Here is an 11,972-nt window from a genome sequence, read left to right on the forward strand (position 1 = left end):
TTCATAGCGTTTATTTTTTTCAGCTGTTGCACTAACGCGTACTATGTTTTTGGCTGAGAAGGCATCGATGATAGTACGAGCTTTGGCAGTATTGTTATTTCAAAAAGAAAAAGATGGCATAGTTTTATTATATAAACGACTTACAGGTTCAGGCAATTATAAATGACCACGCAATCAAAATGAAGTAAAAAGTCTCACATTGAAACAGTTTGAGTGGCTTATGGATGGTCTTGAAATAGAACAGCCAAAAGCGATAAAACCACCTGTTAAAAAATGAATCAACTCCATAAAAACAGGCATTACAGCTATCTTTTTACTCTAAGATATGTTATAATAATTGTATCAAATCGTGCAGGAAAATCTGATATCTGTTGGTGCAAAAGATATATTGATAAGGGAATTAAAAGATTCACTTAATGAACAGAGAGAGTTAAACAAAACTCTCCAGTTAGCTTTAAATATCAGTAATATTCAGGTTCAGGAGTTGACTGTTCAGGTCAAATATGTTAATGAGATGCCATTGTACCGCCAGGAAAAAGACTGGCTGCAGTATGGTTTTGAACTTAGCCGTGCAACAATGGCGAACTGGGTTATAGAATGTACCGATAAGTATCTGCGTGTATTGTACGAATTTTACCACAGACTGCTGTTAAGCAGAGGGTTTGCTATGGCAGATGAAAGCCATATACAGGTCTTGAAAGAGGAAAGACGTGAAGCGCGACGGCAAAATCATATATGTGGCTGTTTAGAAGCGGCGAAGATGATACACCACCGATAGTTTTGTATAAATATGCATCAACGTGCAGCGGAGATGTTGCAAAAGAATTTCTGAAAGGTTTTAATGGATATCTTATGGCAGATGGTTATACAGGATATAACAAGGTGCAGGATATAAAACGCTGTTGCTGTTTTGCACACATAAGAAGATATTTCTTTGATGCAATACCCAAAGGGAAAAATCGTGATATCAGTTGTCCGGCGGTGCAAGGCGTAGAGTATTGTGATAAGCTGTTTGCATATGAAAGACACCTCATTTGCAAAACTAATTTCCACCCCTATATGACTTGTCGTGGAAGTTACTACTTCCGAATATCAGGTGTGGAAATTACTTATTCTTAATGTTATATTATTCCTGTTCATCCATCTCTAAGCTCCGGTCGGAACAGGAGATATATATGAATAAGAATAAACATTTAATTTTAGATGAAAGATATGTAATTGAACATTCCCTTAACGAAAACATGAGTTTTAAAGCCATTGGTAAACAGATTCTTAAGGACTGTACTACTGTATCCAAAGAGGTGAAATCCCATATCGTATTCGAAAAGAAAGGAGCTCCTTATAAACCTTTTAACGACTGCCTTAACAGAAGACACTGTTCCCATCACGGTGATGTTTGCATCTCTTGCGAACGCCACAAAAGCCGCAACAAATGCAGCGTCTGTGGTCATTGCACAACCTCTTGTGTTGATTATTCCAAGGAGGAGTGTCCTAAACTATCTAAGGCTCCGTATGTATGTAATGGATGTGATATGTTAAACAACTGTACCCTCGAGAAAAGATTCTATAAAGCTCTTGTGGCTCAAAAAGAGTATGAGTTGGTGTGGAGCGAATCACGTTCTGGCTTTAATCTCTGCGAAGATGAATTGAAACAGCTTGATTCTGTAGAAGGTATAAAAGGCGGTTCTGTATTACTTACCATTCACTTTGTACTTCCCAAGCTTCAATTAGCATTTTTAAGAGACGCAAATGACTCTAAATCTGTTACCGACATATTTGATGCTCTTTACAAATTACTTGGTTTTGAGAACTTTGCCAAAATACTTCCCATATGTCTGGCCGACAACGGAACTGAATTTTCTGATCCTTTCGGTATTGAAGCTGACTCAGACGGAGTGATAAGGTCTCGGCTGTTTTACTGTGATCCATCTTCTCCCGGTCAAAAAGGAGCTTGTGAAAATAATTATGAATTCATAAGAAGAATTATTCCAAAATCCACTGACCTTGGGCAGTACACCCAGTCACAAATAGATATTATGATGGACCACATCAACTCATATGGAAGACCTGAACTTGGTGACAAATCACCTTATGAAATGTTTGAATTCTACTATGGCAAAGAAATATTAGATTTGCTCAGCGTTCACAAAATAGTACCAAACGAAATCATCCTTAAGCCGGAATTACTTAAGAACAGATGATAAAGCCGGGTTACCCCTGCTCTTTATCTTTGTGCATCGCACACTTCTGGTCTTATTTTGACTGATTAATACTATTTTGATGAAAATCAGCCAAGCAAAGTAAGAATAAAGATTTCTGTATCAGCAGAAATGTCCTTATTAACAATAAAAAGGCCGGAGTCCTACGCAGTTGTGATGAGCTCCATAACACTCTCTTTAGGGGTGGAATTCACTAACTCTTATCATGAACATGTGCATTCGACTTCTCATTTTGATGCGCATTTTTCCAGCTTTTGATATATTATATAACATTTTTGATAGAAAAACCATACTTTTGGGAATAAAAAACTTCCACCTCATGGAATTTAGTTCTACAAGGTGGAAGTAAGTTTTACAATTGACCTTCGGAGAAAAGATGATATAGATGAAACTTGGACAAGATGCGGCGGATTTAGGAATTATCAGACTAATTCCTATACTTCAATAATGGTAACTGGTATTATAAAATTATTAATTGCAAATATATTTCTCCTACCTCTCCGAAACAACAAGTTGCTTTCCCACCCTCCACTTTTCTGCTATCATATCCCTAACGGAGGTGATGTGATGGAAACAAGGGAAATTATTTTGGAACTTCGTACCCAAAAAGGATTATCGCAGGAAGAGTTGGCTGAAAAGGTTATGGTTACGAGACAGGCGGTATCCCGCTGGGAAAATGGAGAAACGATTCCAAATACAGAGACATTAAAATTATTATCAAAGGAATTTGATGTTTCTATTAATACGCTTTTAGGTGCACCGAGACAGCTTATCTGTCAGTGCTGTGGAATGCCGCTTGAAGATGATGCGATTATAAGCCGTGACAGTGACGGCTCGTTGAATGAGGACTATTGTAAATGGTGCTATGCCGATGGAAATTATACTTACAGTGATATGGACGATTTGATTGATGTATGTGCAAAAAATATGGTAAATGAAAACTTCACTGAGGAACAGGTGCGTGCGTATATGAAAGAAATGCTTCCAAAGTTAGATTATTGGAAAAGGTATGATGAGCTCAGTGACAATGGGCAGTTTGAGGAGTTTAAGAATCAACTGATAACAGAAATAAACGAACTTCATATAGAGGGGATGCCGAAAGTTGAGAAATTAAATGCACTTGTTGGACGGGATATAAACCTTGAATACCCGTTGCCAAACGGAATGAGGGTGAAATTTTTGGATAATCAGAAAACATATTTAGGAAATCAACTGGAGTGTGAATTTGGCGGCGAACGATATTTCGGAGTTCTTGCAAGTATGGATTTTGTTATGGTTTGCACATATGATGCAGATTTAACAAATCCGGAACTGATTCTTTATAAAAAAAGATAACATGGCTGCAAGCCATTAAATGTTAGAGTTACGATACCCCTTAAGCAGAAAAGGTAAGTGAAACCAAATCTGTTTATGGGGTATTTTGCTGCGTTAGTTTTTGTTGTATAATGCAAATAGGAGTCTTAGAATTTATATTTTTTAAGAAAGGATGACAGAACATGGAGATTAAGAGTTTATTGATAAAGGATACAACAAAAGAAGAAAGAATTCGTATTGTTCAGGAAGGGCTTAATCAATGCGGAGGTGCCTGTGATTTTTGCAACGGCTGTGACAATTTAGGTGGCGGTTCTGTCGATGTATTTTATGAGCCGTATATTAATGGAGAAAAAGAACTGCGTCAGTTAAACGAGGAATACAGGAGTAATTCCGGTATGGTGAAGTAGGTGATATTTTATGAGAGCACCGGATTTAAAAAGTTCTACGATAGAGGAAAGAAGGCAATATATTAAAAATACTTTCAAGTGCATTGCCGATTGCGATATGTGTGGACTTTGTACAGTGTTTCGTGGGAAAGACCCCGAACTTGCATATGAGGATTATATCAAAGGCAAGCGTGATTTTATGGCTGTGTCACAGGATTATAAGTAGTTAGAAAATCATGGAATGATGCAGATATATTGAGAAAATAGTGTGGGCAATTTTGCTTTTAAGAATAGTATTTTGACAACAAAATTGTAGTATTAAACAAGTGAGGAGGTTTTTAATGGAAATAGGATTTGTGTATATCTTAACAAATCCATGTCTTGACGGATGGGTTAAGATTGGAATGAAAGAGAGGGATGATATAGAGAGTAGATTAAGGGAATTAAATTCTCCAACTAATATACCTCTTTCATATAGGTGCTATGCAACTTATTTACTAAAGACGGTATGTCTTTAAGTGAGCTTCGTGACAGTATAGAAAATGTGGAAAACGATGATTAGAAGTAGTTTTAGATAATGGAGAGTTCAAAGGAGGTGCAAATATTAATGCAAAGTTCAGTTATAGGAAAAATAGTGACTGTGACCGTTGACAGACCAATGGGAAGTTATCACCCGGAACATAAAGATATGTATTATCCGGTCAACTATGGTTATATAGAAGGAATTATCGCACCTGACGGGGAGGAACAGGATGCTTATATATTGGGAGTTGATAAGGCTGTAGATAAGTTTACTGGAAAAATCATTGCAGTTGTTCATCGAATAGATGATGTGGAAGAAAAATGGGTGGTTGCACCGGAAAATATGACTTTTACAAAAGAGGAGATTAACAGACAGATTTATTTTCAGGAACAGTATTTTAACACACGAGTGATTGTTTCTGAGTAAAACAATTAACTTTTATGATAAATATTGGGATAAGGCATTAAAAAATTCACATGAACTTATCGGAAATATATCTGTTGTAAAAATCATTGATGAAATTGACAGCGTAGAATTAGGATGGGGTATAGGTTGTAAATGGTTATACGGCAGAGGCTGCAACAGCAAATGTAATAGATGTAAAAAGTATAGAATGAAACAGCATTAGAATAACAAAATAAATGCCGAAAGTTTCTGTTTATAAGGACTTTCGGCATTTATTTTGTTAAAGTAATTTTCTTATTTTGTTAAAGTGTTAAAATTATTGGCTAAATTATCACTAAAAAATATTACAATATCAATATTTCACTTTTTTCACAGAACTCCATTTGCCATATACTTTTTTTCCGCGTACCCGTGTATATGCACGGACACGGATATAGTAGGTCTTTTTTTTCTGCATTTTTTTTAATGTCACATAGGATGGCGTAGAAAAATATTTTTTCACGGTTTTCAGTTTCTTTTTGAAATTTTTGCTCTGTGCATACTGAATTTCATATCCTTTCGCCTGTGATGGTTTTTTCCACGATACATACAATCTTTTTCCTGACTGCCTGCTGGTTTTCAATTTTGTTATTTTTAAGAGCGGGACTACATTTGCTGTTGAAGATGGTCTCGCAGACGATGTAGCTGCAGGGGTATTGGCAGGTGATTTTGTAGCAGTCGGTGATGGTGTTTTAGTTGGTTTTGCCGTAGCTGCAGCGACAGGTGTATTTTCCGGGGCTGAGGTTGGAGCTGCAGATGCAGATGGCGTCTGGGTTGGTTTTGTCGTACCCCACCAGTTTGGCATTTCCCATGTGTTTTCTTCGGCGGGCAGGATGGTAAATGCCGTTTTATTCCATCCGCTAAACATTCCTTTTCATGTGATTACGGCATAAGCAGTTCCCTGTGTATAGTTATCCTCATAAGAAAGTGTATAATCTTTGTCCAGGGTCAGTTTTTCTCCTTTATAATAGACTTCAACATCAGGTTTGTAGGCATGAGACTTGCCGTCGTTTATCTCTGTATAGGTGTCCTGAGACAGTTTCATTGTTGTTCCGGATAACGGGATATATCCTTTGCCATCAAAACAGATGTCATCAAGACGGGCAGGTTCTACATCGTAAAATACCGGAGAACCGTCATTAGTCATATACCAGACAATATGCCCTTTTTTTGTGAGAATTGGTTTGCAGTCGGTCAGTCGGCCGCATATTTTATATATTTTTCCATCGAGCGTGCCGTCATTTTTAATTTTGGCAATTCTTGTGAGGACGGCATAGTTATCGCTATTCTCCTGATCCCAGTATCCTTCCTCCCACAGAACATACATACCGTCATTGACGACAACCGTATGCGGGGTATGGACAAGAATTTTATCATCGGCGGTGTAATTGGTAAGCCATAAAGTTTTTGTGCTGAAAGTGTCTTTGTCGGTCAGGTTGACAAAAACATTTCTCCATTTGACCATATTCAATATACTATCGGTTGTATTTGGATCAATCGAGTTTCCGACAGTGAACAGTGTATTATCGATAAGCTCAAAGCCACCGATAGAGACACCCGTGTAAATCTGTCCTTTTCCGCAAATATTAAATATATCCTTGCGGTCCTCTATATGATTCATATCAATGCCTTCATGGTATTTCTTTTGCTTGGAAAGAGAAATCGCACGCGGGTAAAAATCGCCTTGATCCAGCCGATAGATATAATTATCATCCGCCTGGATAAACTGATTCCAGGAATGGCTGACATACCCTGTCTTTGGATTGCTTACTGCAGTCATATCGGCGACTTTTTTCATGGTAGCTTCATCAATTTCAAGTGTCATATTTGCCTGGTGGTGTGCATCATCCGTAAGTGAACCCGAAGAGTACATGGTATGAGCTGCATGAATATATAAAATACCGTCACTTTCCAATATTCTTACACTGCCGGATGAAAAAGCTTCATAGGTGTTTATTGCTGAAATACTGCATCGACCGAGAATATTCCAATTGTCATCGTACTTTACAACACGCACCACTTCTTTTTCATCAGACTGCTCGTAATTATTCTGCTTATATACTATGTAGCGGGCATCTTTTCCCTTGAAATATCCTCTGGCTGTCCAAATTCCTTTGGTAAGCTGCCTTGAAGAAACAAAGTTAAAATCTGCATCATAGGTTTCAAGAAATACGCCCTCATCGTCAAAGAAAGAGATGCGAAGAAATGTACCGTCTTCATTTTCTTCGAGAAAGTTATTGCTTGGCTGTGCGTGCCATCCTTCTCCCCATGCCTCTTTGCTGTAGTCATTGCTCGACATGGTCTGGGATTTTTTCCCTCCTGTCGAACGGTGGATATACGAGTCATCAGGTTTTCGTCCGTAATCGCTTGTGTTTTCGGTTTGTGTTGTCGTATCTGCTGCGGTATAGGCCGTCGGACAGCCTGCTATGGCAACAGAGAGAGCAAGTAATATGCTCATAAATTTTCTGTTCTTTTTCATTTAATCACTCCATTCTGAATAAAATGCATACAATGGTTTTCATACTTGTAATTGGATTATACAATGCAGTGTAGAGCGAGTAAATAAAGTTATTTTGATATTACATCAGTTTCTGTAACAGTTCAGCCTTTCATTTCTTACATTCATAAACCTGCCAGCGAGCTGTCAGTCGCTGCTTTGCAGTTTTTGTATATTTACGCGAAAGCAAAGTGAGGATGGAACAAATAAATTTGTTCCATCTGAGCGTGCTCGCGAGGGCTTTGCCCTCATTTCAGAAATGAAAGGCTATTCTACCATAAAAAGGTACTTAACAATACAATGAACAAGCTCATTGTATTGCCAATTATCTTTTTATGGCTGAACTGTTACCAGTTTCTTGATACAAATAGTTAAAAAGTAAAATTTCATATTCAGGATTTGTGTTTTGCCAAAACTTTAAATTCAAAAAAATATTGACATTCCAGGTCGGTTGTTGTAGACTTGTCTTAAATTGAAAGGTCGGTCACTATAGACCAAAGGCGATAGTCTACCAGCAGACAGCAGAGCGGATTGCGAATATTTGTTTGATTTTATAATTGTCCGAGCCAAAATCAGATATGTCTGCCGGGTTATAAAAAGATTATTTAAATATTAAACGAGGAATTTGGAAATATAAAAAAACATAAATTGAAAGGAAATCAAAAACATGGAATATTTAAAATTATGCGACAGTGACTATCGTTTTATGACTATTGTGTGGGATAATGCCCCGGTTTCTTCGGGAGCGTTAGTTAAACTTTGTAATGAGCAGCTTGGCTGGAAGAAATCGACAACATATACCGCTATCAAAAAGTTGGCACAAAAAGGGTATCTTATCAATGAAAATGCAGTGGTTTCAGTTATCATTTCGAGAGAGCGTGTGCAGCGTGATGAATCTAATTATTTTGTTGAGCGTACTTTTGACGGTTCGCTGCCGGGATTTTTGACCGCATTTCTTGGTGGAAAGAAGATTTCTAAAAAAGAAGCAGAAAAAATTAAGCAGATTATAGATGATTACAGTGAGAAATAAATTATCACAAACAATAACTAAATAGGGGGGAGTTTTCAATGTTAAAAAATATTTTTGTATATCTTTTACATAACAGTATTGCCGTTTGTGTTGTGATTCTGACAGTTTTTGCGGTGCGATTGTTTCTTCGCAGAGCACCTAAAAAATACAGTTATATTTTGTGGTCGATTGTCGGAATTTATCTGTTATGTCCTATTCGTTTAAGTTCACCTATAAGTATTTATAGTTTGATAAATAATGTCTCAGATACATTTCTTGAACATCATTCATTGCCTTTAAATGCGAAAAACTTTGCAGATAAAAATAAAACCTATAATGAAAAAAATCAAAAAACTAAAGACAGTAATAAAAGCAAATTTGACAATGTTTCAAGTACAAATAAAAATCAAAAAACAAAACAAAATCAGAATAATACGGCAGGAACAGAAAATATCTCACAGTCTTTAACTGTTACAACAACTGCATATATCTGGCTTTGTGGTTGTATTGTTTTATTGGTGAGAAATCTGTTTTTGATTTGGCGGACAAAGCAAACTGTTTTGATGGCGATTAGGCGAAAAGATAATATTTATGAAAGTGAATATATCAGCACTCCATTTGTTCTTGGAATTGTCAGACCTAAAATTTATATTCCATTTAATTTAAGTGAACAGGAACGGGAATATATACTTAAGCATGAGCAGTATCATATACGCAGAAAAGACCAGATTATTAAAATTTGTGCTTATATTTTATGTGTTATTTATTGGTTTCAGCCGCTTATCTGGTTTGCATATTTTGTAATGATTCGTGACATGGAAATGAGTTGTGATGAATATGTTTTGAAAAATAGTAAAAGTGATATTCGTGCAGCTTATAGTACATCATTATTGAAACTTGCGACAAAAACAGAGGATTTTAATGCAGGGCTGCCGGCTTTTGGCGAGTCAGACATAAGAAAGAGAGTGAAAAATATTATGAAATTTAATGCAAAGAAAAAATGGGTTAGTGTTGTAGCTGCGATAGCTGTTGTGATTGTGGGTGTTTCCTGTCTGACAAAAGCTGCGGTAAAGACTGATGCCAATAATCCGAATAAAATTATTGCTGAGAAAAAGATTGGTCCAGATAATAATAAAATGACATACGGTGACAAAATAGATAATAACATTAAAGCCGCAGACACTTCTAATAATGAGAAAGCTATTAATAATATTAAAGATAATTCAACCGCTGATGAAACAGACATGGATAGTGATGATATAGTGCCAATTACAAAAAATATTTATTCTATAGATAAGATAAATAAAAGCGGCAATCCACTTGCTGTTTCTATATTAAAGAAAGTCAGACAGGTTTTTCCTAAAGAAGTGTATCAGGAAATGATGTGGCATGGAAAAATGTATCTGGCTGAGTTTAAACAGGGGGATATATCGTGCAGCATTACCAATAAAAACAAGGCTGATAATCTCTATCTGGACTTATATTTTAATGGTGATGGAACTTTGGAAAGTATGTTAAATCAAAGTACAGTTAGAAATGTGAAAAAGACAGATAAGAATACTGAGATTAATAAAATTGTTGAATTTGCAAAAGTTTTTTTAAACTCGGATGTAATATATACAGATAATAAGAATAGTAAAAATAATAAGAAAAGCAGTAAGGCGGTTATGATTACTGAGGGAAAATTGCCTGAGCGATACGACAGTTCAGGGTGTTTAAGTGCATATAAAGATAATCATGGAAATGCTTATTTATTTAATCGGAATAGCGGTATGGTGATGAGTTTTTATATGGATGAATAATTATAAGGCCGGTATAACGAAAATTAAATCTTTGATACATTGAGCATGAATGTACTGTTGAAATTGCAGGCTTGTTCAATGTATCAGTTATCCGTTGTATTTGAAAATATTAAATATATTAAATATATTATTTATTATGCAAAATAGTTTGTATTTTTATAATAATATAGTTTACGGATATAATCATCAGCAGGATTTCCGGGTGAAACAATTTCAATAACAAAGTCAGGAGCAGCATTGCAGCGTTTTCCGTCAAGTTTATCTTTATCACAGATAATCATAATAATTAGAGTATAACATCTGGTCATCAATATTACAAAAATTTCTCTGTATATTTTCTTATAATTGACTTTTTTTTCATAAAGTAGCTTATTTTTAACAAAAGAAATGTTCTGTCTGTTTCGGAAACATCCCGTTTTTACTAACTGCAAACGATTTCACAACATTCTGTCATTCGTGTTTATATAAGTCGGATATTCTGACAAAAAAAGCCGGTTTAAAAGAAATTTTTGATTGCCATGCACCAAATATGCAAACGATTTCACATATTCTGATTGTTTTTGACTCCATTTGCGAATATTATTTCAACATCAGAAAAAAACAAACCGCTTTAGCGAGTTATACCAATTAAAAAATGCGGGCGGGGAAAGAGAGGCAGATTATGAGAGTGAAAAAGATTATTACATTATTTACGGTAGCAGCATTGACATTAGGAAGTCTTACAGGCTGCGGTTCAAGTGCAGGAACAGATGGCAAAAAGAGTGATGCTTCTTCTAAAAAAGTTGAGATAACAAATGTTTCTTATGATCCGACAAGAGAGCTCTATGCGGAATATAATAAAATCTTTCAAAAGCATTGGAAGGAAAAGGCTGGGCAGGATGTTTCAATAATTCAGTCACATGGAGGTTCAGGCAAGCAGGCTTTGGAGGTTGCAAACGGACTTCAGGCGGATGTGGTAACGCTTGCACTTGAAGGTGATGTTGATGCAATAAAGGATGCGGGACTTATTGATGATGGTTATGTAAATGAGTTCGAGCGTGACAGCTCGCCGTACACATCGTCCATTGTATTTCTTGTCAGAAAGGGAAATCCTAAAAAGATTTTAGACTGGAGTGATTTACTTAGAAATGATGTGGGGGTTATTACACCAAATCCTAAAACTTCCGGTGGTGCAAGATGGAATTATCTTGCCGCATGGTATTATTTTGAAAAGCAGGGACAGAGTGAGGATGAGATTAAAGAGAGCATGAAGAAGCTTTATAAGAATGTACTTGTTCTCGACTCAGGTGCGAGAGGTGCAACGACTTCTTTTGTTGAGAATAAGCAGGGCGATGTTTTGCTTGCATGGGAAAATGAAGCATTTCTTTCATTGGATGAGCATCCGGGAGAATATGAGATTGTCGTTCCGTCTGTTTCAATCTTGTGCCAGCCGACAGTTGCAGTTGTTGATAAGGTTGTAGACCAGAGAGGAACAAGAAAGGTGTCTGAGGAATATCTGAAATACCTGTATTCTGATGAGGCTCAGAAGTTAGAAGCACAGTGGTACTACCGTCCTTCAAATGAAAAGATTTTGAAAGAGTACAGTTATAAGGGCAGTGGCAATACCATTGATAAACTTCCAAAGGATAATAAATGGATAATCACGGATGTTGACCTGACTAATATCGGGCATTTTGGAGGATGGAGTGAAGCAACTAAGAAACATTTTTCTGATGGCGGAGTTTTCGACTCAATTTATGAGGAAAAATAGGATTTTAGAAAAAGACTGCAAATAAATG

General features: G+C 36.4%; 14 protein-coding genes. 11 read left to right on the top strand and 3 right to left on the bottom strand.

Annotated elements, in window-relative coordinates:
• Positions 1 to 349: 349 nt before the first annotated feature.
• From DW721_RS16640 to DW721_RS14540, 8 genes are all read left to right on the top strand, one after another.
• Positions 350 to 778 (top strand): transposase, encoded by a 429-nt coding sequence (locus DW721_RS16640; RefSeq protein WP_147355417.1) that lies wholly within the window; start codon positions 350 to 352, stop codon positions 776 to 778.
• Positions 736 to 1,119, top strand: coding sequence for a transposase (locus DW721_RS16645; protein ID WP_118746151.1), 384 nt, complete (start codon positions 736 to 738; stop codon positions 1,117 to 1,119). The genes DW721_RS16640 and DW721_RS16645 overlap by 43 nt, the downstream gene beginning before the upstream one ends.
• A 56-nt stretch (positions 1,120 to 1,175) precedes the next feature.
• The gene (locus DW721_RS14515; protein WP_118746152.1) at positions 1,176 to 2,201 is read left to right on the top strand and encodes a helix-turn-helix domain-containing protein; all 1,026 of its coding nucleotides are present in this window, start codon (positions 1,176 to 1,178) and stop codon (positions 2,199 to 2,201) included.
• 585 nt (positions 2,202 to 2,786) lie between these two features.
• On the top strand, positions 2,787 to 3,554 hold the full coding sequence (locus DW721_RS14520; RefSeq protein WP_118746153.1) for a zinc ribbon domain-containing protein: 768 nt from the start codon (positions 2,787 to 2,789) through the stop codon (positions 3,552 to 3,554).
• A gap of 161 nt (positions 3,555 to 3,715) precedes the next feature.
• Positions 3,716 to 3,940, top strand: coding sequence for a hypothetical protein (locus tag DW721_RS14525; RefSeq protein WP_118746154.1), 225 nt, complete (start codon positions 3,716 to 3,718; stop codon positions 3,938 to 3,940).
• A gap of 10 nt (positions 3,941 to 3,950) precedes the next feature.
• Positions 3,951 to 4,145, top strand: a complete 195-nt coding sequence (locus tag DW721_RS14530; protein WP_118746155.1) for a hypothetical protein — start codon at positions 3,951 to 3,953, stop codon at positions 4,143 to 4,145.
• 115 nt (positions 4,146 to 4,260) lie between these two features.
• Complete coding sequence (locus DW721_RS14535) at positions 4,261 to 4,437, top strand: GIY-YIG nuclease family protein (protein WP_118746156.1); 177 nt, start codon at positions 4,261 to 4,263, stop codon at positions 4,435 to 4,437.
• 89 nt (positions 4,438 to 4,526) lie between these two features.
• The gene (locus tag DW721_RS14540; RefSeq protein WP_055940479.1) at positions 4,527 to 4,868 is read left to right on the top strand and encodes an inorganic pyrophosphatase; all 342 of its coding nucleotides are present in this window, start codon (positions 4,527 to 4,529) and stop codon (positions 4,866 to 4,868) included.
• A gap of 331 nt (positions 4,869 to 5,199) precedes the next feature.
• Here DW721_RS14540 and DW721_RS14550 read toward each other — a convergent pair whose 3' ends face one another.
• Both DW721_RS14550 and DW721_RS14555 read right to left on the bottom strand, forming a co-directional pair.
• A complete protein-coding gene (locus tag DW721_RS14550) occupies positions 5,200 to 5,754 on the bottom strand; it encodes a fibronectin type III domain-containing protein (protein ID WP_118746158.1) in 555 nt (184 codons plus the stop codon).
• Between the two features lie 6 nt (positions 5,755 to 5,760).
• On the bottom strand, positions 5,761 to 7,365 hold the full coding sequence (locus DW721_RS14555) for a hypothetical protein (protein ID WP_118746159.1): 1,605 nt from the start codon (positions 7,363 to 7,365) through the stop codon (positions 5,761 to 5,763).
• A gap of 685 nt (positions 7,366 to 8,050) precedes the next feature.
• Between DW721_RS14555 and DW721_RS14560 the strand changes: the two genes are divergently transcribed.
• Together DW721_RS14560 and DW721_RS14565 are read left to right on the top strand one after the other, a co-directional pair.
• A complete protein-coding gene (locus DW721_RS14560; protein WP_118746160.1) occupies positions 8,051 to 8,413 on the top strand; it encodes a BlaI/MecI/CopY family transcriptional regulator in 363 nt (120 codons plus the stop codon).
• A gap of 38 nt (positions 8,414 to 8,451) precedes the next feature.
• Positions 8,452 to 10,194: a M56 family metallopeptidase gene (locus tag DW721_RS14565; protein WP_118746161.1), complete on the top strand. Its 1,743-nt coding sequence runs from the start codon at positions 8,452 to 8,454 to the stop codon at positions 10,192 to 10,194.
• Between the two features lie 134 nt (positions 10,195 to 10,328).
• Here DW721_RS14565 and DW721_RS16720 read toward each other — a convergent pair whose 3' ends face one another.
• Positions 10,329 to 10,625 carry a hypothetical protein gene (locus DW721_RS16720; RefSeq protein WP_347560396.1) on the bottom strand — a complete coding sequence of 99 codons (297 nt, stop codon included), beginning with the start codon at positions 10,623 to 10,625 and terminating at the stop codon, positions 10,329 to 10,331.
• A 230-nt stretch (positions 10,626 to 10,855) separates the two neighbouring features.
• Between DW721_RS16720 and DW721_RS14575 the strand changes: the two genes are divergently transcribed.
• The gene (locus tag DW721_RS14575) at positions 10,856 to 11,944 is read left to right on the top strand and encodes a sulfate ABC transporter substrate-binding protein (protein WP_118746162.1); all 1,089 of its coding nucleotides are present in this window, start codon (positions 10,856 to 10,858) and stop codon (positions 11,942 to 11,944) included.
• The last annotated feature ends 28 nt before the right edge of the window (positions 11,945 to 11,972 follow it).

Origin of the sequence: Clostridium sp. AM27-31LB (assembly GCF_003480745.1) — a bacterium.
Lineage (GTDB): Bacteria > Bacillota > Clostridia > Lachnospirales > Lachnospiraceae > Butyribacter > Butyribacter intestini.